Raw genomic sequence first — 24,718 nt, 5'->3', positions numbered from 1 at the left:
CACGATGCTTCGCAAATCGCTGGCCGTCCTTTCCGCCCTCCTGCTGCTGCTGGTCCTGGCCGCCGCCTGGTACGTCTGGCGCAGCTTTCCGCAACTGGACGGCGAGATGCGCGCGACCGGCCTGGGCGCGCCCGTCCACGTCCGGCGCGACGCCAGCGACGTAACCCACATCCAGGCGTCCAGCCTCGCCGATGCCTCGTTCGCGATCGGCTGGGTGCATGCCCAGGAGCGCGGCTGGCAACTCGAATTCAACCGCCGGCTGCTGCGCGGCGAACTGAGCGAGGTGCTGGGGCCGGCGACCCTGGAGACCGACAAGCTGATGCGCACCCTCGGCATCCGGCATGCGGCGCAGGCGCAGTGGGAGCGCCTGCCGGCGGATGCGAAGCTGCTGCTGCAGGCCTATGCCCGCGGCATCAACGCCTTCCATGCCGAAGGCGGCCAGGCGCTGCCGCCCGAGTTCCACATCCTGCGCACCAGCCCCGGCGAGTGGCAGCCGCAGGACAGCATGGGCTGGGCGCTGATGATGGCGCTGGACCTCGGCGGCAACTGGGGCAACGAGTTCGCCCGCCTGTCGGCGGTGCAGCGCCTGGAGACGCGTGCCCTGTGGCAGCTGCTGCCGCCGTATCCGGGCGAGCGTCCGGCAACGGACGTCGACCTCGCCGCCCTGTACCGCGGGCTGGGCGTCTACCGCGAGGGCGAGGCGCCGGCGCGCACGACGAGCCAGCAGGGGCACCAGCAACCCCGCCTCGCGCTGGCCGACGCCGACGCCATCAACGACTGGGCCCGCGGCCTCGGCGACCCGCTGGGCAAGGGCTCCAACAACTGGGTGCTGGCCGGCAGCCGCACCGAATCGGGCAAGCCGCTCCTGGCCAACGATCCGCATCTGGGGCTCGGCGCCCCCGCGATCTGGTACTTCGCGCGCCTGCAGGCGCCGGCGGGACCCGGCGGCAAGCCGCTGGACGTGATCGGCGCCACCTTGCCCGGACTGCCGTCGGTGGTCCTCGGGCGCACGGCCGGCGTCGCCTGGGGCTTCACCAACCTGGGGCCGGACGTGCAGGACCTGTACCTGGAGCAGATCAACCCGGCCAATCCGGCGCAGTACCGTAAGCCCGACGGCTGGGCCGATTTCGCGCGGCGCGAAGAGGTGCTCAAGGTCAAGGGCCAGCCCGACCAGAGGATCGTCGTGCGCAGCACCCGGCACGGCCCGGTGCTGAGCGACGTGCAGGCCAGCCATGGCCGCGTGCTCGACACCAGCCGCTTTGTGCTGGCGTTGCGCTGGGCCGCCCTGGATGCCGGCAACCAGACGGTGCTGGCCGGCATGCGGTCCAACGCCGCCCAGACCGTCGACGAGTTGCTCGCCGCGTTCGCCGGCTACCACTCGCCGATGCAGAGCCTGGTGGCCGCCGACACGCAGGGCCGAACGGCGTATCAGGCCATCGGCCGCGCCCCGCGGCGCGCGTCGGGCAACGATCTGCGCGGGGTGGCGCCGGCACCCGGCTGGGACCGCCGCTACGACTGGATCGGCGAACTGGCCAACGACGAGAACCCGCGGGTCGACCACGCCGCCATCGCCGCCAAGGGCTGGCACGCGACGGCCAACCAGCGCATCCTGCCGGCCGGCTATCCGCATTTTCTGGGCGGCGACTGGCATACGCCGGAACGCTTCGAGCGCATCGAGACGCTCCTGGCGGCGCGTCCGAAGCACACCGCGAGCAGCGTCAGGGAGGTGCAGGGCGACCTCGTGTCCCGCGCGGCCCTGCACCTGCTGCCGCTGCTGCAAGGCACGCGCAGCGAGCATCCACTGGCGGCTGCGGCGCTGGCCCAGGTGCGCGATTTCGACGGCCGCATGGATGCCGATCGCGCGGCGCCGCTCATCGTCGCGGTGTGGGCCGACGAGCTCACGCGGGGCGTGATCGCGCCGCGCCTCGGGCAGGAGCGATTCGAGGCGCTGTACGGCAAGCGTTCGTTCCGCCCCGGGCTCGAGGCGATCCTCGGCGACGCGCAGGCCGCTGCCGCGTGGTGCGGCGCGGCCGGCTGCGCGCAGCAATCGGCGCTCGCTCTGGAGCGCGCCCTCCAGCGCATCGCGGCGCAGCAGGGCCGCGACCCGGCCGCCTGGCGCTGGGGCGAGTCGCATCCGGCGCAGTCGACGCACCGGCCGCTGGGCAACGTCGCCGCGCTGGCCCGCTTCTTCGACGTGGCGGTGCCCACCGGCGGCGACAACTGGACCGTGAACGTGGGGCAGTACTGGGCCAACGACCGGCGCAATCCGTTCGCCAACCGGCACGCGGCCAGCCTGCGCGCGATCTACGACCTGGCCGATCCGGAAGCGTCGGTGTTCATCTACCAGACGGGCCAGAGCGGACTCGTGTTCAGCCCGAGGTACCGCGACATGAGCGCGGAGTGGGCGGCCGTGGCCTACCGGCCGTTGCGGCTGCAGCCGGACCGCTGGGTGCACCAGGCGCGGTTGGTGCCCTGAAGGACCCGGCGCCGTTCAAGACGGCGCGCGCGGCGCAACGGGTGCAGCCCCGAGGTGCGGTTTCCTGGCCAGCAGGAACAGCAGCGAGCCCGAGCCGGCGATCAGTGCCAGCACCGTGAAGCCGCTTCGGTAGTTGCCGCTGAGGTCGGCGAGGGCGCCGGCGATCATCGGGCCGCCGACCTGGCCGATCGCGATGATGAACGCCGACAGCCCCATGATCATCCCGATCGCCTGCAGCCCGAAATAGTCGGCGCGGATCGCCTGCATGAACGGCCCGCGCAGGCCCCATGCCACGCCGTGCAGGATGGCAAAGCCGCCGATCATCGCCGGGTGGGTGCCGTACGTCAGCAGCAACAGGCCGACGGCATGCATCAACATGCAGGCGGCGGACGCGCGGCGCTTGTCGACGCGGTCGCCGATCGCCGCGCCCAGCAACATGCCGGCCATTTGCGCCAGCGTCATCACCGTGATGACGAACGAGGCCTGGGGCAGCGAGTAGCCCAGCCCTTCCTTCATGTGCGAAATGGCGTGCACGTTCACCGCCGTCACCACCAGCAGCGCCAGCCCGTGGCCCAGCCCCAGCAGCCAGAAGGCGCGGGTGCGCAGGGCTTCCAGCGCCGTGAATTCGCGCGGCAGCGGCTCGTCGGACGAGGCATCCGGCTCGGCGCGGGCCGCCGGCGCGCCGTCTATCGTTTCGCCAACGTCCTGCGGATAGCCCCGGATCACCCGGGCCAGCGGCCAGCCGACCACGATGGCAATGACGCCCGAGGCGAAGGCCGTCACGCGCCAGCCGTGGCTCTGCATCGCCCAGCCCACCAGCGGCACCACGAAGCCGCCCGCGGCGAAACCCAGGCCCATGAGCGACAGTGACCGCGCGCGGCGCCGCTCGAACCAGTGCACCAGCGTGACCGACAGCGGGAAGTAGCCGCACAGGCTGGCGCCCAGGGCGATCAACAGCACCGCGGCGTAGAAGCCGCCGATGCTGTCGATCTGGCTCAACGCCATGAAGCCGAGCCCGAACGCCACGATGCCGGTCTGCACCATCGCCCGCGGGCCGAAGCGGTCGATCATCCAGCCGAGCGCCGGTCCGAGCAGCGCGCCTTCGATGGACTGCAGGGCCGCCCCGCCGGACAGTGCCGTCTTGCTCCATCCGAGCTCCTGCGACAGCACGGCGACGTAGGCGCCGAAGGCCTGCAGCAGCAGGCCGGCATGGAGGAACTGGAGGCCCGCGCCCGCCGCGGCGATGCGCCAGCCGTAGAAGATCTTCAAGACGGGGACGAAGAATGAAAGGAGCCGAGTGTAGCGGCGGCGGTTGTTCCGCGTGCCATGCGGCTCAGTGCCGCCCGAGCTTCGGCAGAAAGGCCGTGAGCAGGCCGATGAGCGGCAGGAAGGAGCAGGCGCGGTACACCGTCTCGATGCTGGTCAGGTCGGCGACGTGGCCCAGCGCCGCGGCGCCCAGCCCGGCGAGCCCGAAGGAGAAGCCGTAGAAGATTCCGGCGACCAGGCCGACCCGACCGGGCAGCAGGTCCTGCGCATAGACCAGGATGGCGGAGAATGCCGACGACAGGATCAGCCCGATCACCACCGACAGCACGCCGGTCCAGAACAGCGTCGCGTAAGGCAGCAGCAGCGCGAACGGCAGCGCGCCCAGGATGGAAAACCAGATCACCGGCTTGCGGCCGAACCGGTCCCCGATCTGGCCGCCGGCCAGGGTGCCGGCCACGACCGCGGCGAGGAACACGAACAGGAGGATCTGCGCGTCCTGAACCGACAGGCCGAACTTCTGGATCAGGTAGAAGGTGTAGTACGAACTGAGGCTCGCGGTGTAGACGTTCTTCGAGAACAGCAGCGCGATCAGCACGGCGACGGCGACCATGGTCCGGCCACGGGGGAGGGGAGACCGGGTGGGCGGCGCCTGCCGGCCGTCGCGGGGCTGCACGATCGAAGGGTGCCGGTGGTACCACGCGCTGACGTTGGCCAGCAGCGCGATGGCGACGAGCGCTGCCAGCGCAAACCACGCGATGCTCGCCTGTCCGTGCGGCACGACGACGAAGGCCGCCAGCAGCGGCCCAAGCGCCGAGCCGGAACTGCCGCCCACCTGGAACAGCGACTGCGCGAAGCCGTAGCGCCCGCCCGACGCCATCCGCGCCACGCGCGACGCCTCCGGATGGAAGACCGCGGAGCCGATGCCGATCAGCGCCGCGGCCAGCAGGATCAGGCCGTAGGAGCCGGCTACCGACAGCAGCAGCAACCCCGCCAGGGTGGAGGCCATCCCCACCGGCAGCGAGAACGGCAGCGGCCGCCGGTCGGTGACCATGCCCACCACCGGCTGCAGCATCGAGGCCGTGACCTGGAAAGCCAGGGTGATGAACCCGATCTGGACGAAATCCAGGCGATACGAGTCCTTCAGGACCGGGTAGATCGCGGACAGCAGCGACTGGTTCGTGTCATTGAGCAGGTGGCACACGCTCAGCGAGACCAGGATGGCGAAGTTCGCATCGCGGGAGCCCACGCCGCGCAGGGAGGCGTCGGTGCTCACGGCCGCCGTTCTCCGATGCGCCGGTGCGGCTCGCAGCGCATCGTGCCGCGGGTGGTCGTCGACTTTCTCATGGCCCGAGTGTAGGAGCCTCGCGCGAGATGCCCGGCAAGACCGGACGGTTTTCAGAATCGTAATCGCCGGGTCAGCGTCCTGCCGTGACCTGAAACCTACAGTGGGAACCGTGATGCAAGGGATGCATCGCGAGTCCCGCGAGGGGCTCCCCCCAGTCTTCAGAGGAGTGAATCATGTCGTTCCGTCAAACCGCCCTGGCCTTCGTCATTGCAGCCGCCGCCGCGCCCGCCGCGTTCGCCGAAGCCGGCCAATGGGTGAACGGGGAAATCGGCTTTGTGCCGGCGCCCGCACAGAGCACGCTGACTCGCGAGCAGGTGCGCAGCGAGCTTTTCAGCTTCATCAAGCGCGGCGGGCAGACGTCCGTTGGCGAGCGTGGCTACGTCGACGCGGCCGCAACAGCGCCCGTGCGAAGCGCCGAGCGGGTGGACGTTCGGCGGATGGGCAGCGCCGCGACGCTGACGATGGATCCGTACGCGAACGGCGGGCCGAACTGAGCTTCAGCGTCCTGCCCCGTTCAGCGTGGGCCAGATCGACGTCCGGGGGCTGGTGCAAGCATCGAAACACTACAGGTGTGGAACTGCCGTCGCGGCATGACCGCGGGCAGCGGTTGAAGCCGGGCTCAGGTGTTGCTCATCCGGCGACGATCGCTGCCTGATGGGCAACACCTGCCTGGAATATGGCCACTGCCGTGCTCCATAATCAACGCAGCCTATTACATGGAGCGCTCCTGCGGCCATGTTCAAGCCAGGAAAGTCCATGCGAGGGCACGCAGAGCTCGCTGCAGGACCTGCTGGCGGCCGAAGCCGAACTGTTCGACGAATCCATGCCGCGGGATGTGGACGAAGTGGTCAACTACGTGCGGGCCATGAAGCACGGGCTGGCCCGCCTGCCGGAACTGCCCGTTTCGGTGCGGCTGATCCGGGAGATCCACGAGCAACTCTTGCAGGGCGTACGCGGCGGGCGGTTGCAGCCCGGCGAACTGCGTCGCAGCCAGAACTGGATCGGCCCGGCGGGTTGCACGCTGGCCACCGCCAGCTTCGTGCCGCCGCCGGCGGCGGAAGTGCCGCAGGCACTGGGCGACCTGGAGCGCTTCCTGCATGACGACGGCGCGCTGCCGCCGCTGGTGAAGATCGCGCTGGCGCACGTGCAGTTCGAGACCATCCACCCCTTCCTGGACGGCAACGGGCGCGTCGGCCGTCTGCTGATCACCTTCCTGCTGACGGAATGCGGCGTGCTGCACAAGCCGGTGCTGTACCTGTCGCACTTCTTCCGCGCGCACCGGCAGGCGTATTACGAGCACCTGCAGGCCGTGCGCGAGCGCGGCGCGTGGGAAGACTGGCTGGCGTTCTTCCTGCGCGGCGTGATCGAGGTTGCCGGCGAGGCGACGGACACGGCGCGGCGCATCCAGCTACTGCGCGAGCAGCACCGCGCCGCCATCACCGCAGGGCTGGGGCGGGCGGCGGGCAACGGCCACCGAGTGCTGGAGAGCCTCTACGACCGGCCCATCGTCACGGTCGCCGACGTCCGGGCCCTGACCGGCACCACCTACGCCGCGGCCAACAACCTGGTGGCGCGCCTGGCCGAACTGGGCGTGGTGGCTGAAATGACCGGGTATGCGCGCAACCGGCGCTTTCGCTACGAGCCCTACGTGCGGCTGTTCACCGACGAAGTGCCGGAAGGAGGCGTCGCGTGACGAGATCATCCAGAAGGTGAATGGCCTGTTCGAGGGCGACCTCACCGACGACGACCAGCTGGTCTACGTCAATGGCGTGCTCAAGGGCAAGCTGCTGGAGAACCAGACCCTGGTGCGGCAGGCCGCCAGCAACAGCAAGGAGCAGTTCGCCAACTCGCCCGACCTGAGGGACGCGCTGCTGCACGCCATCATGGATGCACTGGACGCGCACGGCACGATGAGCACGCAGGCGCTTGGATCTGAGCGGGTGCGCGAAGGGCTGCGCGACATCCTGCTCGGGCCGGGCAGCTGTACGAGGGGCCACGCACCAAGTCAGGTAATTGGGCCAGCGGCACCGTGAGCCACAGGGATGTGGAGCGGGCGATGGGAATCGAACCCACGTCTTGAGCTTGGGAAGCTCAGGTCCTGCCATTGAACGACGCCCGCGGGACAGCCGCGATTATGTCATCACGGCGGATGCCCCTGCCGGCGCGGCGCCCGAGGCGCGGACAGAAAAAAGGACGGCCGCCGCGGGGCGCCGTCCCCGGTCCCTGGGTGGGCGGACTGCTCAGCCGCCCTCGGCGTCGTGGCGCCGGTCCGCCGGATTCGGCCGCCACTGCTGCGACGCGTCGCTGAAACTGCCGGCGTTTTCGGCGCGCCGCTCGACGGCGTCGGCCGTGCGGACGATGGCGCCCTTGTTCTCCTGCGCCTTGCCGTACCACTTGCGCAGGATTTCCGCCGCCGTCTCCCGTCCGCCGAGGCCGAAGGCGAGCCCGGCGCCCAGGGCGATGGCACCCACAAAGGCCATGAAGAGCGTGTTCACCAGCGCGGTGGCGATGCCGATCTGGTTGACGGCGACCACGATCGCGAACGCCCAGACCATCACCGAGGCCAGCTTGGCGAGGAAGTTGGCGTTGCCCAGCCCGCCTTCGGACGCGGCGCCGCGCACCAGGTTGCTCAGGGCGCGCGCGGCCAGGCCGCCGATCACCAGCACCACCAGCGCGACCACGAGGTTCGGCAGCCACATCAGGAACTGCTGCAGCACCTCTGACACCGCCGGCAGGCCGAGCGCGTCGAACGCCACCACCAGGGCGATGAGCCGCACGAACCACTTGACGACCAGGCCGATCATGCCGGCCGGGTCGGTGCTCATCTGCATCTTCTCGACGAAATCGGCGAGACCGGCTCGCGCGGCCAGTTCGTTGAAGCGGATCGCGCGCAGGATCGCGGCGACGCCCTTCTCGATGAGGCTGGCGATGAACCAGCCCGCGACCAGGATCACGAGGAAGCCGAGGACTTTGGGAATGGCCGAGAAGAACATCGCCATGGCCGCGGCCAGGGACGTCATCAGGGCAGAACTCCATTCGGTGATTTCTGCTGGCATGGGGTACTCCGGTGTTGGTGTTGGACGCGCGGCGGCCGCCGCGTCCCGCACTCTCGTGCCTGGCACCGGAGCAAGAAGTCAGCGGCCGCTGGCGCCCGCTGTAGGAGCGCGCCACGGCGGGTGGGCCGTGGCTGAGGCAGCCTTACTTCAGGATGTCGCCGACGCAGAGGTACTTCATCTCCACGTATTCCTCCATTCCGTGGCTGGAGCCTTCACGGCCCAGCCCCGACTGCTTCACGCCGCCGAACGGGACGTGCTCGGTGGCGATGATGCCGACGTTGATGCCGACCATGCCGTATTCCAGCGCCTCGCTGACGCGGAAGATGCGGCCCACGTCGCGGCTGTAGAAGTAGCTCGCCAGGCCGAACTCGGTGTTGTTCGCCGCCTGGATCGCTTCCTGCTCGGTCTTGAACTTGAAGACGGGCGCCAGCGGACCGAAGGTCTCTTCCTTGGCGCACAGCATGTTGCCGGTGGCGTCGGCGATCACCGTGGGCTGGAAGAACTGCCCTTGCAGCTTGGTGCCGCCGACCACCACCTTGCCGCCCTTGGCGACGGCATCGGCGACGTGGCGCTCGACCTTCTCGACGGCCGCGTCCTCGATCAGCGGACCTTGCACCACGCCGTCCTCGAAGCCGTTGCCGACCTTCAGCGCGGAGACCTTGGCCGAGAACTTCTGCACGAACTGGTCGTACACGCCTTCCTGGACGTAGATGCGGTTGGCGCACACGCAGGTCTGGCCGGCATTGCGGTACTTGCTCGCCATGGCGCCTTCGACGGCGGAGTCGATGTCGGCATCGTCGAACACGATGAACGGCGCGTTGCCGCCCAGTTCCAGGCTGAGCTTCTTGACGGTGGGGGCGCTCTGCGCCATCAGGATCCGGCCCACTTCCGTGGACCCGGTGAAACTGATGTGGCGCACGACGTCGCTGGCGCAGAACACCTTCCCGACGGCGATGCTGTTGGGGCCGTCGGCCGTGATCATGTTCAGCACGCCGGCCGGGATGCCGGCGCGGATCGCCAGTTCAGCCGTGGCCAGCGCGGTGAGCGGCGTCAGCTCGGCCGGCTTGATGATCACCGGGCAGCCGGCGGCGAGCGCCGGCGCGACCTTGCGGGTGATCATGGCCAGCGGGAAGTTCCACGGCGTGATGGCCGCGCACACACCGATCGGCTGGCGCAGCACCAGCAGGCGCCGGTTGTTGTCGAACTGCGGCAGGGTTTCGCCGTTGACGCGCTTGGCTTCCTCGGCGTACCACTCGACGAAGCTGGCGCCGTAGGCGACCTCGCCCTTGGCCTCCGGGAACGGCTTGCCCTGTTCGGCGGTCATGATGCGGCCCAGGTCTTCCTGGTTGGCCATCAGCAGGTCGTACCACTTGCGCAGGGTGATGCTGCGCTCCTTGGCGGTCTTGCTGCGCCAGGCCGGCCACGCCGCGTTGGCCGCTGCGATCGCCGCCTCGGCCTCCTTGGGGCCCAGGTTGGCGACGTCGGCCAGCTTGTTGCCGTTGCTGGGGTCGTGCACCTCGAAGCGCGCGCCCCCCTTGACCCACTCGCCGTTGATCAGGGCGTCGGTCTTCAGGAGGCTGGGGTCCTTGAGGAGGGAGAGGGGGGAAGTCTTCATGTCCATGGCGCGGATCTCCGGGGCTGCGAAAGAAGGTGGCGGGGCGGGGGACGCCAGCCAGCCATCGAGCATAGCAAGTTGCGCCGTCCCTGCCGGCAGTCGGGAACGGCCGAAAACCTATAATGAAAAGTTCCGCTGGATCAAGCATTTGCGCGCGTTTTCGCCGCCCGGCCGCGCGCTGCCCGAAGCCCCCCATGAGCACTCCGAAATTCACCGTCGCCGACATCCGCAAGACCTTCCTGGATTTCTTCGCGTCCAAGGGCCACACCGTGGTCGCCTCGAGCCCGCTGGTGCCAGGCAACGACCCCACGCTGATGTTCACCAACTCGGGGATGGTGCAGTTCAAGGACGTGTTCCTGGGCACCGACAAGCGGCCCTACGTGCGGGCGGCTTCCGTGCAGGCCTGCCTGCGCGCCGGCGGCAAGCACAACGACCTGGAGAACGTGGGCTACACGGCGCGGCACCACACCTTCTTCGAGATGCTGGGCAACTGGAGCTTCGGCGACTACTTCAAGCGCGACTCGCTCAAGTGGGGCTGGGAACTGCTCACGCAGGTCTACAAGCTGCCCGCGGAACGTCTCTGGGCGACGGTCTACATCGACGATGACGAGGCCTACGACATCTGGACGAAGGAGATCGGCCTGCCGCCCGAGCGCGTGGTGCGCATCGGCGACAACAAGGGCGCCAAGTACGCCTCCGACAACTTCTGGATGATGGCCGACACGGGTCCCTGCGGTCCGTGCTCCGAGATCTTCTACGACCACGGCCCCCACATTCCCGGCGGCCCGCCCGGCAGCCCCGACGAGGACGGCGACCGCTACATCGAGATCTGGAACCACGTGTTCATGCAGTTCGACATGCAGCCGGACGGCAGCGTGAAGAAGCTCCCAGCGCCCTGCGTCGACACCGGCATGGGCCTGGAGCGCCTCGCCGCCATCCTGCAGCACGTCCACAGCAACTACGAGATCGACATCTTCGACCGGCTGATCAAGGCGGCCGCGCGCGAGACCGGCGTCGCCGACCTCGCGAATCCGTCGCTGAAGGTGATCGCCGACCACATCCGCGCCACCGCCTTCCTGGTGTCCGACGGGGTCATCCCGTCCAACGAAGGGCGCGGCTACGTGCAGCGCCGCATCGTCCGCCGCGCCATCCGGCACGGCTACAAGCTGGGCCGCAAGACGCCGTTCTTCCACAAGCTGGTGCCGGAGCTGGCCGCGCTGATGGGCGATGCCTATCCCAACCTGCGCGACAACCAGCAGCGCGTGATGGACGTGCTCAAGGCCGAAGAGGAGCGCTTCTACGAGACGCTGGAAAACGGCATGGAGATCCTCGACGCCGCGCTGGCCGGCGGCAAGCAGGTGCTGCCGGGCGAGGTGGCCTTCAAGCTGCACGACACCTACGGCTTCCCGCTGGACCTCACCAACGACGTCTGCCGCGAACGCGGCGTCACGGTGGACGAGGCCGGCTTCACGGCGGCGATGGACAAGCAGAAGGCGCAGGCGCGGGCCGCCGGCAAGTTCAAGATGGACCGCGGCCTGGAGTACACCGGATCGGGCAACGTCTTCACCGGCTACGAGAAGCTGGAGGAGCAGGCCAGGGTGGTCGCGCTCTATGCCGAAGGCACGCCGGTGGAACAACTGGAAGCCGGCCAGCTCGGCGTCGTCGTGCTGGACACGACGCCGTTCTACGCCGAGTCGGGCGGCCAGGTCGGCGACCATGGCGCGATCGAAACCGGCCGCGCGAAGTTCGAAGTGGCCGACACCCAGAAGGTCAAGGCCGACGTGTTCGGCCACCACGGCATGCTCACGGCCGGCGTGCTGAAGGTCGGCGACGCCGTCACGGCCAAGGTCGACATGGCCAAGCGTCATGCCACCATGCGCAACCACAGCGTCACGCACCTGATGCACAAGGCCTTGCGCGAGGTGCTGGGCGGCCACGTGCAGCAGAAGGGCTCCCTGGTCGACGCGGACAAGACCCGCTTCGACTTCACGCACAACGCGCCGGTCAGCCCGGAACAGGTCCGCGAGATCGAGGCCCGCGTCAACGCCGAGATCCTGATGAACCAGCCGACGCAGGCGCGGGTGATGGACATCGAATCGGCCAAGGCGACCGGTGCCATGATGCTGTTCGGCGAGAAGTACGGCGACAGCGTGCGGGTGCTGGACATCGGCTCCAGTCGCGAGCTGTGCGGCGGCACGCACGTGCAGCGCACCGGCGACATCGGCCTGTTCAAGGTGGTGGGCGAAGGCGGCGTCGCCGCCGGCATCCGCCGGATCGAGGCCGTGACCGGCGCCAACGCGCTGGCCTATCTGCAGCAGCTCGAATCGATGGTGCAGAACGTGACGGCGTCGTTAAAGACCGCAGTCCCGGAACTGCAGGGCCGCGTGATGCAGGTGCTGGAGCAGATCCGCGCGCTGGAGAAGGAAAACGCCCAGCTCAAAGGCAAGCTGGCCTCCTCGCAAGGCGACGACCTGGTGGCCCAGGCGGTGGATGTCAACGGCATCAAGGTGCTGGCCGCCCGGCTGGAAGGCGCCGACGCCAGGACCTTGCGCGAGACCATGGACAAGCTCAAGGACAAGCTCAAGAGCGCGGCCATCGTGCTGGCGGCCGTCGACGGCGGCAAGGTGCAGCTGGCGGCCGGCGTCACGGCCGATCGCATGGGCAAGGTGAAGGCCGGCGAGCTGGTGAACTTCGTCGCGCAGCAGGTCGGCGGCAAGGGCGGCGGCAAGCCGGACCTGGCGATGGCCGGCGGCACGGACGCGAGCAAGCTGGCCGGCGCCCTCCAGTCGGTGCAGGGCTGGGTGGCGGAGCGGGTCTGACTTTTCCCTCTCCCAGAGGGGGCGGGAGCAAGAAACCTATCTCTTGCGGAACACCAGATCCCACACTCCGTGGCCCAGCTTCAGGCCGCGGTTCTCGAACTTGGTGAGCGGCCGGTAGTCCGGCTTGGGCGCGTAGCCGGCCGCCGTGTTCTCCAGCGCGGGTTGGGCTGACAGCACCTTCAGCATCTGCTGCGCGTACGGCTCCCAGTCGGTGGCGCAGTGGAGATAGCCGTCGGCCTTCAGGCGCGAGGCCAGCAGGGACACCAGCGGCGGCTGGATCAGCCGGCGCTTGTTGTGGCGCTTCTTGTGCCAGGGATCGGGAAAGAAGACGTGCACGCCGGCCAGGCTCGCGGGCGGCACCATGTGTTCGAGCACTTCGACGGCATCGTGCTGCACGATGCGGATGTTGGCGAGCTGCTGGTCCTGCACCCGCTTGACGAGGGCACCGACGCCCGGGTCGTGCACCTCGCAGCACAGGAAGTCGGTGCCGGGCAGGGTCGTCGCGATCTGCGCCGTCGCCTCACCCATCCCGAAGCCGATCTCCAGGACCGTTGGCGCGTCGCGTCCGAACACGGCCGCGAAGTCCAGCGGCTCGTGACGGAAGGGCAGGATGACGCTCGCGCCGTGTTCGGCGAGCGCACGGGCCTGTCCGGTGGTGATCCGTCCCGTGCGCAGCACGAAGCTGCGGATGCTTCTGGGGCGGGCGACGCCGGCAGGTGCGGCAGTGGAAGAGGGCTCGGGAGCGGGGGTGGGGCCGGGTTCAGTCACCGGCGGGATTGTAGGAGTCGCGCCATTGCCGTTGCCACGCCGCCAGCGCTTCGGCGACGGAGCCGCCATGCGCCGCGAGCCCGAGCACGGCGGCTGCCTGGTTGAGCGCGGCCAGCGGTTCGCTCGTGTCCAGCGGCTGCGCACCGTTCTGTTTTGACAGCTTCTCGCCATCGGACCCCAGCACCAGCGGCGTGTGCAGGTAGCCGGGCGTCGGCAATCGCAACGCCTGCTGCAGGTGGATCTGGCGGGCCGTGTTGTCGGCGAGGTCCTCGCCGCGTACGACCTGCGTGATGCCCTGCTGCGCGTCGTCGACGACCACGGCGAGCTGATAGGCCCAGAGCCCGTCGGCGCGTCGCAGCACGAAGTCGCCGACTTCCGCTTCGACATCCTGCTGTTGCGCGCCCAACCGGCGGTCCGTCCAGCGCACGACGCCGGGCTCGACGCGAAAGCGCCAGGCCCGGGGCTCACGGCCATGCAGGCCGGTACGGCAGGTGCCGGGATAGACCAGTTCGCCATGGCGCTCGCGCGGCCGGCCACGCGCGGCCAGCGCCTGCTCGATGTCCTTGCGCGAACAACCGCAGGGATAGGCGCGGCCGGCGCTCGCCAGATCGTCGAGGGCCGCCTGGTAGAGCGCGGAACGCGTCGACTGCCACAGCGGCTGCGCATCGGGAAGGAGTCCGCAGTCGGCGAGCTGCCGCAGGATCAGGCGGTCGGCACCGGGCACGCAGCGCGGCTGGTCGACATCCTCGATGCGCACCAGCCAGCGGCCGCCGTGCGCCCGCGCATCCAGCCAGCTGGCGAGCGCCGCCACCAGCGAGCCGGCGTGCAAGGGGCCGGTGGGCGAGGGGGCGAAACGGCCGACGTACGCGCAAGCCATTCAGCAGGCCCGCGTGCGTTCAGTCCGCGTGCACCGCGAGCGCGAGTTCCAGGCCCGACACGAACGCGTCCTCGACCCGGTACCCCAGGCACCAGTCGCCGCACAGCCCGATCCCCGTCTTGCGCTCCCAGAGGTGCGAGACACCGAGCGGCCGTTCGGTCCGCGCCGAGAGCCAGCGGTGGACCTGCGCGAAGCCGGGCTGGGCCCGGATGCCGGTCACTTCGGCGAACGCCTTCAGCAATTTCGCCTGCACGCGCGGCTCGTCGTCGTCGAGATGCTCCTGCGACCACGCGGGGCTGGCCTGCACCGTCCAGCGCTCGACGGGCGAGCGGCCGGGTTTCGAAGACTCGCGTGCGACCCATGCCACGCGGTGGTGGGTACTGTGCGCGGCGTGCCAGGCCGGTCCCAGGTGCGCCAGCGCCGGCTGCACCGCCTGCGGAAACGCCAGCATCAGCGTCCAGCACGGGGCGGACTGCACCTGCTCGAGCCGTTCGACCGCGCGGGCGGCGAGGCCGGACTGCCGCAGCAGGGCGCTGGCGAGGCCATGGGGCAGCGCCAGCAGCACGGCGTCGAACCCGGAGAAGACATGCACGCTGTCCTGCGCCCCCGCGGTGTGCAACTGCCAGCGCCGGCGGTCCAGCGCGTCGGGCTCGATACGCGTGACGCGGGTTTCCAGCTCCACGCAGCCGGCGGCGGCCAGCGGCCGCAGCCAATGCGCGGCGATCGCGTCCATGGCCGGCACGCCGACCCAGTGCGGCTCCTGCGACGGCAGCGCGGCTTCGACCACGCGGCCGTACTCGTCCAGCACCCGGACCGCGTTGGCGTTCCACGGCTGGCGCGCCACGCCCGTGGCATCCAGTGCCTGCGCGAAGCGCGGGTCGCGTACGGTGAAGTACTGGGCGCCCGTGTCGAAACTGCCGAAGGGCGATTCCCGGCTGGCCATGCGGCCGCCAGGGGCGGCGCGCTGTTCCAGCAAGGTGACGGTGTGCCCGGCCTGTGCCAGGGTGCGGGCGCAGGCGAGGCCGGCGATGCCGGCGCCGACCACGGCGATCTTTCTGGGGGAGGCTGTCATCGTGCGCTTCATTGTGGCATGCGGTGCTGCTCGATCAGCGCGGCCCGGGTGGCGGGGCGTTCCAGCTGGGCCAGCCACCACTGCAAGGCGCGCCCCGGATGGCTGCTGGTGCGCCACGCGGCGCTGATGCGAACCACCCGCGCGCCGCGCTGCGTCTCCTTGGCCACCAGGCGGCCGGTCTCCAGGTAGGGCCTGGCCATCGCGAGCGGCACGAACCCCGCGCCGAGGCCGCGCAGCTGGGCGTCGAGCTTGGCCCGCATCGTCGGCACCGTCAGCACGTCCTGCCCCGCCAGCAGGCCCAGCGTGAGGGCGGGTCCGCGCTGCACCGAGTCGGCGACGGCGATCGCCCGGTGCCGTCGCAGCAGGTCGTCGGGCAGCGGCTCCGGCAGGGCCGCCAGCGGGTGGTGTGGGGCGACCGCATAGACGAACGGCATTTCGCCGAGCAGGCGGCTCTGCACGCCGCCGGCGTTGCTCGCCTCCAGCGCCACGCCGAGCGCCAGGTCGGCCTGCCCGGAAGTGAGCGCTTCGAGCGTGCCGGACAGCGACTCGTCGCGCAGCCGCAGCCGGGTGACCGGCGCCAGTTCGTAGAACACGTGCACCAGCTCCATGACGACCGTCAGCGACACGACGGTGTCGACGGCGATCGTCAACTGCGGTTCCCAGCCCGTCGCCACGCGCTTGACGCGGTTCGCGACGGCGTCGATCTCGGCCAGCAGGCGTGCCCCTTCCCGCAGCAGCTCGGCCCCGGCAGGCGTCAAGCGCGCCTGGCGCGAACTGCGGTCGAACAGCAGCACGTCGAGCGCGTCCTCGATCTGCCGGATGCGGTAGGTGACGGCGCTGGGCACCAGCCCGAGTTCGCGGGCGCCGGCGGCGAAGCTGCCGGCGTGCGCCACCGTGCGCAACAGCGACAGCGCCTCGGGCGTGAGCACTTCAAAAGGCGCAGGCATGGCTGGGTCTGGACGTTCAATTATTTTGCATGATGCCATCAAAAGCGGGCCGGTCGCGGCGCCGGTCCGGAGGTCACCATCGCCACATCCACTTCGGGGCAGACAGACATGCTGACATTGCGCAAGTCCGGGGAACGCGGTTACGCCGACCACGGGTGGCTGAAGTCGTTCCACAGCTTCTCCTTCGCGAACTACTACGACCCGCGGCACATGGGCTTCGGCAACCTGCGCGTGATCAACGAAGACCGCATCGCCCCCGGCACCGGCTTCGGCACGCATGGCCACCGCGACATGGAGATCATCAGTTACGTGCTGGCCGGCAGCCTTGCGCACAAGGACACGCTGGGCAACGTGAAGGCCATTCCACCGGGTGACGTGCAGCGCATGAGTGCCGGGACCGGCGTGCAGCACAGCGAGTTCAACCACGCCCAGGGCGAGACCACCCACTTCCTGCAGATCTGGATCGAGCCGAACGCGACGGGAATTGCCCCCGGCTACGAACAGAAGACCTTCCCCGAAGCGCAGAAGCGCGGCCGGCTGCGGCTCGTCGCCTCGCCCGAGGCCGCGGACGGCTCGGTGCTGATCCACGCCGATGCCCGGATGTACGCGGGGCTGTTCGACGGCCGCGAGGCCGCCGAACTGGCGTTGCCGCCCGGGCGCAAGGGGTACGTTCACCTCGTCCGCGGTGAACTGCGCGTCAATGGCGAGCCGCTCGCCGCGGGCGACGCCGCGATGCTCGAGGACGAAGCGCAGGTGCGCCTGGACGACGGCAAGGACGCCGAGGTGCTGGTGTTCGAGCTGGCCGGCTGATTCTTTCTTCACACTTCACAAGGAGACTTCATGCAACCATCCACCACCACGCAGGACGCGCTGACCCTGGCCGGCCGGGCCCTGATCGCGCTGCTGTTCATTCCCGCAGGCTGGGGCAAGATCGGCGGCTTCGCCGGCCTCGCCGGTTACATCGCGAGCAAGGGCGTGCCGCTGCCCGAGGCGGCGGCTGCAATCGCGATCGTGGCCGAACTCGGGCTCGGACTGATGCTGCTCCTGGGCTGGAAGGCGCGGCTCGCCGCCGCCGGGCTGGCGGTGTTCGTGGCCGTGATCACGCCGATCTTCCACAACTTCTGGGCCATGCCGGCCGCCCAGCAGATGATGCAGCAGCAGGCCTTCTACAAGAACCTCGCGATCGTCGGCGGGCTGCTGGTCGTGGTGGCCTTCGGCGCCGGCGGCTGGAGCCTCGACGGCCGGCGCGGCGACGCGTACGCGGCCCGTGCGAGGAAGCCGGCATGACCGACGTCGTCGTCGTCTTCCACTCCGGTTACGGCCACACGCAGCGGATGGCGCAAGCGGTCGCCGAAGGCGCGCAGGCCCAGCTGGTCGCGATCGACGCCGACGGCAACCTGGCGCCGGACGGCTGGGAGCGCCTCAAGGCCGCCGACGCGATCATCTTCGGCTCGCCGACCTACATGGGCAGCGTCAGCTGGCAGTTCAAGAAGTTCGCCGACGCCTCGTCCAAGCAGTGGTTCCGGCAGGAATGGAAGGACAAGATTGCCGCCGGCTTCACCAACAGCTCGGGCATGAGCGGCGACAAGCTGGCCACGCTCACGGCCATGTTCACGCTGGCGATGCAGCATTCGATGATCTGGGTGAGCCAGGGCCTGATGCCTTCGAACACCAGGGCCGCGCGGCGCGACGACGTGAACTACCTCGTCTCCTACAGCGGCGCGATGGCCCAGTCGCCGTCCGACGGCGGTGTGAACGACATGTCGGCCGGCGACCTGGAGACCGCGCGGCTGTTCGGCCAGCGCGTGGCGGAAATCGCGTCGCGGTTCAAGCGCTGACGCCAACGAGAAACGTCATGCCGATCAGCCAGCGACTGGCCGGGCACGAGAAGGACCTCGGCGGGGGCTTCCTGGTGCGCCGGCTGCTGCCAGCGGCGCGCCGGCGCAGCGTCGGCCCATTCATCTTCTTCGACCACTTCGGACCGGCGGTGGAAGTGCCAGGCGTCGACCACGACGTGCGGCCGCACCCGCACATCGGCCTGGCCACGGTGACCTACCTGTTCGAGGGAGCGATGATGCACCGCGACAGCCTGGGCACCGAACAGCTGATCGAGCCGGGAGCCATCAACTGGATGACGGCCGGGCGCGGCATCGTCCACTCCGAGCGCCGGCCACCCCACCTGATGGGGCAGCGTTACGTCAACCACGGCCTGCAGCTCTGGACCGCACTGCCGCGCGAACACGAGGACGACGAGCCGGCCTTCTCGCACACTCCGGCGTCCGCCATCCCGCAGGTCGCCGCCGGCGACGCGCGGCTGCGGGTGCTGGTCGGCGAGGCATTCGGCGCCCGTTCTCCGGTACCCGCGACCTCGGCGACGGTCTACCTGGACGTCACGTTGCCGGCCGGCGCCCGGTGGTCGTTGCCGGTGCTGGCCGAGGAACTCGCCGTCTACCTGGTCGAGGGTGATCTGCAGGTGGACGACGAGGTGCTGGTCGCGGGCACGATGGCCGTGCTGCAGCCGCAGCCGGCGGAGCTCCAGGCCGCGTCGGGCGCGCGCCTGGTCGTGATCGGCGGCGCGCCGCTCGACGGTCCGCGCCACCTGTGGTGGAACTTCGTCTCGTCGCGCCCTGAGCGCATAGCGCAGGCGAGCGGCGACTGGGCGGCGCAGCGGATGGGACGCGTGCCCGGCGAAGCGGAGTTCATCCCGCTGCCGGCGACGCGTTACAAGCCGCCGGAGCCGCTGTCCTGATCCCCATGTGCCGGCGCGAGCGTCGCGTCGAGCAGCTCCCGCTCGTCGAACACGAAGCAGTGGCCCCGGAAATGCGCGGCGCCGGCGGTCTCGAAATATTTCAGGATGCCGCCATCGAGCTGCCAGACATGATCGAGCCCGGTTTCGCGCATCAGGAGGGCCGCCTTCTCGCAGCGGATGCCGCCGGTGCAGAAGCTCACGACGGCCTTGCCCGCCAGTTCGCCCGCGTGCGCCTGCAGTGCCGCCGGGAACTCGCTGAACTTGTGCAGCCGCCAGTCCAGCGCGCCTTCGAACGTGCCGTGGTCGACTTCGAATGCGTTGCGCGTATCAACCATGGCGACTGGCCGGCCTTCGTCGTCGTATCCCTGGTCGAGCCACCGCTTGAGCGTGGCCGCGTCCAGCGCCGGCGCCCGGCCCGCGGCCGGCTGGATGGCCGGGTGATTCATCCGGATGATCTCGCGCTTGACCTTCACCAGCAGCTTGCGGAACGGTTGCCGCCGTGACCGGCTCTCCTTGGCCTCGAGGCCGGCGAACCGCGCGTCGGCGCGCAGGTCTTCCAGGAAGGCGGCCACGGCCCCGGGCGCACCGGCGAGGAACAGGTTGATGCCCTCGCCGGCGATCAGGATGGTGCCGAGCAGGCCGAGTGCCGCCGCGCGCTGCGCGAGCCGGCCGCGCAGCGCCGCCGGATCGGCTATGCCGACGAAACGGTACGCGGAAATATTCAGGACGGAATTCACGAGCGGCGAATTCTAGTGAAGTCAAGAGGGCCGCGTTTTCTACAATGCGGCGATGTTCGTCCACCTGCGCCTGCACACCGAGTTTTCCGTCGTCGACGGCACCAACCGCATCGACGAGACGGTCAAGGCGGCCGCGGCCGACCACCAGCCCGCGCTGGCGATCACCGACCTGAACAACCTGTTCGGCGCCATCAAGTTCTACAAGGAGGCGCGCTCCGCCGGCGTCAAGCCGATCCTGGGCGCCGAAGTGATGCTGCAGGGCCTGGGCCAGGACCCGACGGCGGTGTCGCGGATCGTGCTGCTGGTGCAGGAACGGCAGGGCTATCTCAACCTGTGCGAACTGCTGGCCCGCGCGTGGACGGCCAACGTGGTCAAGGCGCAAGGCGTGTGCCGGCTGGAGTGGCTGGGCGAGCTGGGGCAGGGGCTGATCGCGCTGTCCGGCGCGCAGGCGGGACCGCTGGGGCAGCCCCTGGCGCAGGGTGACGCGCAGCGCGCGGCCGAAGTGGCGCTGGCCCTGGCGTCCGTCTTTCCGCACCGCTTTTACGTGGAATTGCAGCGTGCCGGCCGCGCCGACGACGAATCGCACGTCGCCGGTGCGGTGCAGCTGGCGGCCCGCCTCAACCTTCCCGTGGTGGCGACGCACCCGGTGCAGTTCACGCGCGAGGACGATTACGAGGCGCACGAGGCGCGGGTGTGCATCGCCGAGGGCGAGATCCTGGGCAACCAGCGCCGCGTGCGCCGCTTCACGCGCGAACAGTACTTCAAGTCGGCGGCGCAGATGGAGGAACTGTTCTCGGACGTGCCGTCCGCCATCGCCAACACGGCGGAGATCGCCAAGCGCTGCAACCTCGTGCTGGAGCTGGGCAAGCCGCGGCTGCCGGACTTTCCCACGCCCAACGGCATGCCGATCGAGGAGTACTTCCGCTTCGCGTCGCACGAAGGCCTCAAGGAGCGGATGCTGCACCTGTATCCGGACGCGGCCAGGCGCGAGGCCGAGATGCCGCGGTACCTGGAGCGGCTGGAGTTCGAGCTCGGGACCATCCTGAAGATGGGGTTCCCGGGCTACTTCCTGATCGTCGGCGACTTCATCAACTGGGCAAAGAAGAATGGCTGCCCGGTGGGCCCGGGGCGGGGTTCGGGCGCCGGCTCGCTGGTGGCCTACGCGCTGAAGATCACCGACCTGGACCCGCTGCAGTACAAGCTGCTGTTCGAGCGCTTCCTGAACCCGGAGCGGGTGTCGATGCCCGACTTCGACATCGACTTCTGCCAGGCCAACCGCGACCGCGTGATCGAGTACGTCAAGGAGAAGTACGGCCGCGAGGCGGTGAGCCAGATCGCCACCTTCGGAACGATGGCGGCCCGCGCCGCGATCCGCGACGTAGGGCGGGTGCTCGACATGAGCTACACCTTCTGCGACGGCATCAGCAAGCTGATCCCGAACAAGCCGGGCCAGCACATCACGATCGACGGCGCGATCAAGGCCGAGCCGGTGCTGGCCGAGCGCCTGGAAAAGGAAGACGAGGTCAAGACCCTGCTGGGGCTCGCGCAGAAGCTCGAGGGCCTGACGCGCAACGTCGGCATGCACGCCGGCGGCGTGCTGATCGCCCCCGGCAAGCTGACCGACTTCACGCCGCTGTACCAGCAGCCGGGCAGCGATTCGGCCGTGAGCCAGTACGACAAGGACGACGTCGAGGCGGCGGGCCTGGTCAAGTTCGACTTCCTGGGCCTGGCGACGCTGACGATCCTGGAGATCGCCAAGGAATTCATCGTCGCGCGCCACCCCGGCCAGCAGGACTTCGCCTTCGAGCGGATTCCGCTGGACGACGCTGCGACGTACAAGTTGTTCGCCGACGGCAAGACCGAGGCGGTGTTCCAGTTCGAAAGCCGCGGCATGCAAGGCATGTTGCGCGACGCGCGGCCCACGCGGCTGGAAGACCTGATCGCGCTGAACGCCCTGTACCGGCCGGGGCCGATGGACCTGATCCCGTCATTCGTCGCGCGCAAGCACGGCCGCGAAACCGTGGAGTACCCGCACCCGCTGGTCGCCGAGATGCTGTCCGAGACCTACGGCATCATGGTCTACCAGGAGCAGGTGATGCAGACGGCGCAGATCCTGGGCGGCTACTCGCTCGGCGGCGCCGACCTGCTGCGCCGCGCCATGGGCAAGAAGAAGGCCGAGGAGATGGCGCAGCACCGCCAGATCTTCCGCGAGGGCGCGGCGAAGAACGGCATCGGCGAAGCCAAGGCCGACGAGATCTTCGACCTGATGGAGAAGTTCGCCGGCTACGGTTTCAACAAGTCGCACGCCGCCGCGTACTCGCTGCTCGCGTACCACACCGGCTGGCTGAAGGTCCACTACACGGCGGAGTTCTTCTGCGCCAACATGACCGTGGAGATGGACGACACCGACAAGCTGAAGGTGCTGTTCGAGGATGCGGTCGGCAACTTCGGGCTTTCGTTCGAGCCGCCGGACGTCAACCGCGGCAATTACCGCTTCGAGCCCGTTTCAAACACCTCGATCCGCTACGGGCTGGGCGCCATCAAGGGCACCGGCCAGCAGGCGATCGAGGCGATCGTGGCGGCACGCAATGAAGGCGGGCCGTTCAGGAGCCTGTACGACTTCTGCCTGCGGGTCGACCGCACCCGCATCAACAAGCGCACCGTCGACGCGCTGATCAAGGCCGGCGCGTTCGACGCGATCCAGCTCAATCGCGCCTCGCTGGTGGCGTCGGTGGACCGCGCGTTCGAGTTCGCGGCGGCGGTGCAGGCCAACGTCAACCAGGGCGGCCTGTTCGACATGGGCGACTCGCACGCGGCCAGCACGCAGGAGCCGCCGCTGGTGGAAGCCAGCCCCTGGGGCGTCAAGGAGCGGCTGACGCACGAGAAGACCGCGGTCGGCTTCTACCTGTCCGGGCACCTGTTCGACGAGGTGGCGCTGGAGGTGCGGCGGTTCGTCAAGCGCAAGATCGCGGACCTGATCGACACCCGCGAGCAGCAGCTGCTGGCCGGCATCGTGAGCGACTTCCGCGTCATCAACGGGCAGCGCGGCAAGCTGGCGATCTTCAAGCTGGACGACAAGTCCGAGACCATCGAGGCGACGGCCGACGAGGCGGTGATCAACGCCAACCGCAACCTGCTCAAGGACGACGAGCTGATCATCGTGATGGCGAAGGCGCAGCCGGATCGTTTCTCGGGCGGCTTGCGGCTGAACGTGCAGCAGGTCTGGGACCTCGCCACCGCCCGCTGCCGCTTCGGCAAGTTCCTGCGGGTCGCCGTCAATGGCGTGGCGCCGGACATCGGGCGGCTGCTGCGCGACTTCCCGGCCCGGCGCGAGATGTCGGAGCAGGGCGAACTGGTGCGCGGCCTGGGGATCCGGCTGGCGGTCAGGCGGGACGAGGCGGTGGCGGAACTGCAGCTGAGCGACGAGGCCCGTTTCTTCCCGAGCGACGCGGCGCTGGCGAGCTGGATGGCGCAGGCCGACGGCGGGCAGGCGCAGATCGTTTACGAATAGAAAGCGGGAGCGGAGACAAGGACGCAGAAGCCGCAGAAGAACCCTTGAATTTCCTTTTGCGGTTTTTGCGTGATCTCTGCGGCTTCTGCGTTTGGCTTTCCGCGTTCAGCCCTTCGGCCGGAACTCGATGATCAGCGGCGAATGCACGCGGCCGTCGATGTCGCGCGGCAGCACCTCGGTCTTGTCCAGCGCCCGCAGCACCGCGGCGTCCCATGAGCTCACGCCGCTCGACTTCACCACCCGTTTGCTGGTGATGGTCCCGTCCGGCGCCATGCGGACCTCGATCTCTGCCGTCGGATTGCCCGCGATGTCGTCGGTGAACACGATGTTCGGCTTCACGCGGGCGCGGATGCGGCCGGCATAGCTGTCGGACGGTCCGGCGGAACGGGCGGCGGTGCCCTTCGCGTTCTCCCCGCCGGTGCCGCTGGCCAGGTTGCGCATGCGCTCGATCTGCTGCTGGCGGATCGTTTCGCGCAGCTTCGCCTCCTGCTGCTCCTTCGCCTTGGCCTTCGCGAGTTCCTCCTGCTTCTTCTTCTCGGCGGCCGCCTTGCGTTCGGCGAGCTCGCGCTTTTCCTGTTCTTCCTTCTTCTTGCGCGCTTCCGCAAGCTTCTTCTCGCGCTCCAGTTCTTCTTCGCGCTTGCGTGCCTCGAGCTTCCTGCGCTCCTCCAGCTCGGCGCGGCGGCGCTCCGCCTCCTCCTGGCGGCGTTTCTCGCGCTCCAGCGCGATGTCGGGCTCCTTGGCGGGTGCGGGCGGCGGCGGTGCTTCCACCTTCGGCTCCGGCGGTGCGGGTGGCGGCAGGGGCGGCGCCTGCACGACGGGCGGCGTGGGTTCCGGCTGGGCGGCGCGCGGCGCCGCCTCCTGCGGCACGCTGGCCCACAGCTCGGCCTCTACCGACATGTCCTGCGATTCGCGGTTCCAGGTGATGCCCCAGGTGAGCGCGAGCATCAGCAGCACATGCGCCAGGACGGCGAGCGCCAGCGCCCGAGCGCGGCCCGGCGGCGGCGGCGGCGCGAATTCGATGCGGTCGGTCGCGGCTGGCATCGAGCGGCGGTCCCTACTTCGCGACCTGCACCGACAGGCCGACACGCTGGACGCCGGCGCGCTGCAGGCGGTCCATGACCTTCACGACCGTGTCGTACTTCACGTTGCGGTCGGCACTGATCACGACGGCGCTGGCGCCGGGCTGCTGGCCGGCCTGCGCCTGGGTGACCGCCGCGGCGATCGCCTCGAGCGTGAGGCGCTGGGTCTTGTTCTGCAGCTTCAGGTCGAGCGACTCGTCCTTGGTGATCATCACCTGGATCACCTGGTCCGGCGGCTTGGCGCCGCGGCCGACGGTCGGCAGGTCGATCATGCTCGGCGCGATCAGCGGCGCGGTCACCATGAAGATGATCAGCAGCACCAGCATCACGTCGATGAACGGCACCATGTTGATCTCGTTGATGGTGCGGCGGCCGCGGCCGCGCGAGACGGTGGCCGGCAT

At 69.4% G+C, this 24,718-nt stretch carries 21 protein-coding genes and 1 tRNA gene; 10 read left to right on the top strand and 12 right to left on the bottom strand.

Annotated features, from left to right (window positions below; all coding sequences use genetic code 11):
- Positions 1-4 precede the first annotated feature (4 nt).
- A complete protein-coding gene (locus RAMLITH_RS08720) occupies positions 5-2,476 on the top strand; it encodes a penicillin acylase family protein (protein ID WP_168106968.1) in 2,472 nt (823 codons plus the stop codon).
- Positions 2,477-2,491: 15 nt separating this feature from the next.
- On the opposite strand, the gene RAMLITH_RS08715 is transcribed toward RAMLITH_RS08720, so the two are convergent.
- Both RAMLITH_RS08715 and RAMLITH_RS08710 read right to left on the bottom strand, forming a co-directional pair.
- A complete protein-coding gene (locus RAMLITH_RS08715) occupies positions 2,492-3,745 on the bottom strand; it encodes an MFS transporter (RefSeq protein WP_168106967.1) in 1,254 nt (417 codons plus the stop codon).
- Positions 3,746-3,809: 64 nt separating this feature from the next.
- On the bottom strand, positions 3,810-4,997 hold the full coding sequence (locus RAMLITH_RS08710) for an MFS transporter (RefSeq protein ID WP_181956331.1): 1,188 nt from the start codon (positions 4,995-4,997) through the stop codon (positions 3,810-3,812).
- 263 nt (positions 4,998-5,260) lie between these two features.
- Here RAMLITH_RS08710 and RAMLITH_RS08705 point away from each other — a divergent pair, with 263 nt between their 5' ends.
- The 3 genes from RAMLITH_RS08705 (at position 5,261) to RAMLITH_RS08695 (ending at position 7,120) form a co-directional block, all read left to right on the top strand.
- Complete coding sequence (locus tag RAMLITH_RS08705; protein ID WP_168106965.1) at positions 5,261-5,581, top strand: DUF4148 domain-containing protein; 321 nt, start codon at positions 5,261-5,263, stop codon at positions 5,579-5,581.
- Positions 5,582-5,775: 194 nt separating this feature from the next.
- The gene (locus tag RAMLITH_RS08700) at positions 5,776-6,780 is read left to right on the top strand and encodes a Fic family protein (protein WP_202883254.1); all 1,005 of its coding nucleotides are present in this window, start codon (positions 5,776-5,778) and stop codon (positions 6,778-6,780) included.
- A 16-nt stretch (positions 6,781-6,796) separates the two neighbouring features.
- Positions 6,797-7,120 (top strand): hypothetical protein, encoded by a 324-nt coding sequence (locus RAMLITH_RS08695; protein ID WP_420376895.1) that lies wholly within the window; start codon positions 6,797-6,799, stop codon positions 7,118-7,120.
- A gap of 12 nt (positions 7,121-7,132) precedes the next feature.
- Here the strand turns inward: RAMLITH_RS08695 and RAMLITH_RS08690 are convergent.
- The 3 genes from RAMLITH_RS08690 to RAMLITH_RS08680 all read right to left on the bottom strand — a co-directional run bounded on the left by RAMLITH_RS08690 (position 7,133) and on the right by RAMLITH_RS08680 (position 9,764).
- A tRNA-Gly gene (locus tag RAMLITH_RS08690) sits at positions 7,133-7,206 on the bottom strand.
- A 121-nt stretch (positions 7,207-7,327) separates the two neighbouring features.
- Positions 7,328-8,143 (bottom strand): mechanosensitive ion channel family protein, encoded by an 816-nt coding sequence (locus RAMLITH_RS08685; RefSeq protein ID WP_168106963.1) that lies wholly within the window; start codon positions 8,141-8,143, stop codon positions 7,328-7,330.
- A 142-nt stretch (positions 8,144-8,285) separates the two neighbouring features.
- Positions 8,286-9,764, bottom strand: a complete 1,479-nt coding sequence (locus RAMLITH_RS08680) for an NAD-dependent succinate-semialdehyde dehydrogenase (RefSeq protein ID WP_168106962.1) — start codon at positions 9,762-9,764, stop codon at positions 8,286-8,288.
- Between the two features lie 188 nt (positions 9,765-9,952).
- Between RAMLITH_RS08680 and alaS the strand changes: the two genes are divergently transcribed.
- Positions 9,953-12,577, top strand: coding sequence for an alanine--tRNA ligase (alaS, locus tag RAMLITH_RS08675; RefSeq protein WP_168106961.1), 2,625 nt, complete (start codon positions 9,953-9,955; stop codon positions 12,575-12,577).
- Between the two features lie 36 nt (positions 12,578-12,613).
- On the opposite strand, the gene trmB is transcribed toward alaS, so the two are convergent.
- From trmB to RAMLITH_RS08655, 4 genes are read right to left on the bottom strand one after another with little or no spacing between them, the layout of a single operon-like run.
- On the bottom strand, positions 12,614-13,414 hold the full coding sequence (trmB, locus tag RAMLITH_RS08670; RefSeq protein WP_168106960.1) for a tRNA (guanosine(46)-N7)-methyltransferase TrmB: 801 nt from the start codon (positions 13,412-13,414) through the stop codon (positions 12,614-12,616).
- Positions 13,338-14,222, bottom strand: coding sequence for a tRNA glutamyl-Q(34) synthetase GluQRS (gene gluQRS, locus RAMLITH_RS08665; RefSeq protein ID WP_168106959.1), 885 nt, complete (start codon positions 14,220-14,222; stop codon positions 13,338-13,340). Before gluQRS ends, trmB begins: the two co-directional genes overlap by 77 nt.
- Before the next feature lie 19 nt (positions 14,223-14,241).
- Positions 14,242-15,294, bottom strand: a complete 1,053-nt coding sequence (locus RAMLITH_RS08660; RefSeq protein WP_238344080.1) for an NAD(P)/FAD-dependent oxidoreductase — start codon at positions 15,292-15,294, stop codon at positions 14,242-14,244.
- 8 nt (positions 15,295-15,302) lie between these two features.
- Complete coding sequence (locus RAMLITH_RS08655) at positions 15,303-16,241, bottom strand: LysR family transcriptional regulator (protein ID WP_168106957.1); 939 nt, start codon at positions 16,239-16,241, stop codon at positions 15,303-15,305.
- 108 nt (positions 16,242-16,349) lie between these two features.
- Between RAMLITH_RS08655 and RAMLITH_RS08650 the strand changes: the two genes are divergently transcribed.
- From RAMLITH_RS08650 to RAMLITH_RS08635, 4 genes are read left to right on the top strand one after another with little or no spacing between them, the layout of a single operon-like run.
- Positions 16,350-17,051: a pirin family protein gene (locus RAMLITH_RS08650; RefSeq protein ID WP_168106956.1), complete on the top strand. Its 702-nt coding sequence runs from the start codon at positions 16,350-16,352 to the stop codon at positions 17,049-17,051.
- A 30-nt stretch (positions 17,052-17,081) separates the two neighbouring features.
- Positions 17,082-17,528, top strand: a complete 447-nt coding sequence (locus RAMLITH_RS08645; protein ID WP_168106955.1) for a DoxX family protein — start codon at positions 17,082-17,084, stop codon at positions 17,526-17,528.
- On the top strand, positions 17,525-18,079 hold the full coding sequence (locus tag RAMLITH_RS08640) for a flavodoxin family protein (RefSeq protein WP_168106954.1): 555 nt from the start codon (positions 17,525-17,527) through the stop codon (positions 18,077-18,079). Before RAMLITH_RS08645 ends, RAMLITH_RS08640 begins: the two co-directional genes overlap by 4 nt.
- Before the next feature lie 17 nt (positions 18,080-18,096).
- The gene (locus tag RAMLITH_RS08635) at positions 18,097-18,990 is read left to right on the top strand and encodes a pirin family protein (RefSeq protein WP_168106953.1); all 894 of its coding nucleotides are present in this window, start codon (positions 18,097-18,099) and stop codon (positions 18,988-18,990) included.
- Here RAMLITH_RS08635 and RAMLITH_RS08630 read toward each other — a convergent pair.
- Positions 18,963-19,727, bottom strand: coding sequence for a sulfurtransferase (locus tag RAMLITH_RS08630; RefSeq protein WP_168106952.1), 765 nt, complete (start codon positions 19,725-19,727; stop codon positions 18,963-18,965). The genes RAMLITH_RS08635 and RAMLITH_RS08630 overlap by 28 nt on opposite strands.
- A gap of 52 nt (positions 19,728-19,779) precedes the next feature.
- Between RAMLITH_RS08630 and dnaE the strand changes: the two genes are divergently transcribed.
- Positions 19,780-23,238, top strand: a complete 3,459-nt coding sequence (gene dnaE / locus RAMLITH_RS08625) for a DNA polymerase III subunit alpha (RefSeq protein ID WP_168106951.1) — start codon at positions 19,780-19,782, stop codon at positions 23,236-23,238.
- Between the two features lie 105 nt (positions 23,239-23,343).
- Here the strand turns inward: dnaE and tolA are convergent, their stop codons facing one another.
- Together tolA and RAMLITH_RS08615 are read right to left on the bottom strand one after the other, a co-directional pair.
- A complete protein-coding gene (tolA, locus tag RAMLITH_RS08620; RefSeq protein ID WP_168106950.1) occupies positions 23,344-24,279 on the bottom strand; it encodes a cell envelope integrity protein TolA in 936 nt (311 codons plus the stop codon).
- Positions 24,280-24,292: 13 nt separating this feature from the next.
- A complete protein-coding gene (locus RAMLITH_RS08615; RefSeq protein ID WP_168106949.1) occupies positions 24,293-24,718 on the bottom strand; it encodes a biopolymer transporter ExbD in 426 nt (141 codons plus the stop codon).

The organism is Ramlibacter lithotrophicus, assembly GCF_012184415.1.
GTDB classification, from domain to species: Bacteria; Pseudomonadota; Gammaproteobacteria; order Burkholderiales; family Burkholderiaceae_C; genus Ramlibacter; species Ramlibacter lithotrophicus.
The sequence above is the reverse complement of the archived record's forward strand: the minus strand, read 5'-3'. Positions and strand labels throughout refer to the sequence as shown.

Excerpts from the sequence above, each read along its gene's own strand:
- RAMLITH_RS08720 (WP_168106968.1), top strand. The coding sequence starts at position 5 with ATGCTTCGCAAATCGCTGGCCGTCCTTTCCGCCCTCCTGCTGCTGCTG.
- RAMLITH_RS08705 (WP_168106965.1), top strand. The coding sequence starts at position 5,261 with ATGTCGTTCCGTCAAACCGCCCTGGCCTTCGTCATTGCAGCCGCCGCC.
- RAMLITH_RS08685 (WP_168106963.1), bottom strand. The coding sequence starts at position 8,143 with ATGCCAGCAGAAATCACCGAATGGAGTTCTGCCCTGATGACGTCCCTG.
- RAMLITH_RS08680 (WP_168106962.1), bottom strand. The coding sequence starts at position 9,764 with ATGGACATGAAGACTTCCCCCCTCTCCCTCCTCAAGGACCCCAGCCTC.
- alaS (WP_168106961.1), top strand. The coding sequence starts at position 9,953 with ATGAGCACTCCGAAATTCACCGTCGCCGACATCCGCAAGACCTTCCTG.
- trmB (WP_168106960.1), bottom strand. The coding sequence starts at position 13,414 with ATGGCGGCTCCGTCGCCGAAGCGCTGGCGGCGTGGCAACGGCAATGGC.
- gluQRS (WP_168106959.1), bottom strand. The coding sequence starts at position 14,222 with ATGGCTTGCGCGTACGTCGGCCGTTTCGCCCCCTCGCCCACCGGCCCC.
- RAMLITH_RS08660 (WP_238344080.1), bottom strand. The coding sequence starts at position 15,294 with ATGACAGCCTCCCCCAGAAAGATCGCCGTGGTCGGCGCCGGCATCGCC.
- RAMLITH_RS08655 (WP_168106957.1), bottom strand. The coding sequence starts at position 16,241 with ATGCCTGCGCCTTTTGAAGTGCTCACGCCCGAGGCGCTGTCGCTGTTG.
- RAMLITH_RS08650 (WP_168106956.1), top strand. The coding sequence starts at position 16,350 with ATGCTGACATTGCGCAAGTCCGGGGAACGCGGTTACGCCGACCACGGG.
- RAMLITH_RS08645 (WP_168106955.1), top strand. The coding sequence starts at position 17,082 with ATGCAACCATCCACCACCACGCAGGACGCGCTGACCCTGGCCGGCCGG.
- RAMLITH_RS08640 (WP_168106954.1), top strand. The coding sequence starts at position 17,525 with ATGACCGACGTCGTCGTCGTCTTCCACTCCGGTTACGGCCACACGCAG.
- RAMLITH_RS08635 (WP_168106953.1), top strand. The coding sequence starts at position 18,097 with ATGCCGATCAGCCAGCGACTGGCCGGGCACGAGAAGGACCTCGGCGGG.
- dnaE (WP_168106951.1), top strand. The coding sequence starts at position 19,780 with ATGTTCGTCCACCTGCGCCTGCACACCGAGTTTTCCGTCGTCGACGGC.
- tolA (WP_168106950.1), bottom strand. The coding sequence starts at position 24,279 with ATGCCAGCCGCGACCGACCGCATCGAATTCGCGCCGCCGCCGCCGCCG.
- RAMLITH_RS08615 (WP_168106949.1), bottom strand. The coding sequence starts at position 24,718 with ATGCCGGCCACCGTCTCGCGCGGCCGCGGCCGCCGCACCATCAACGAG.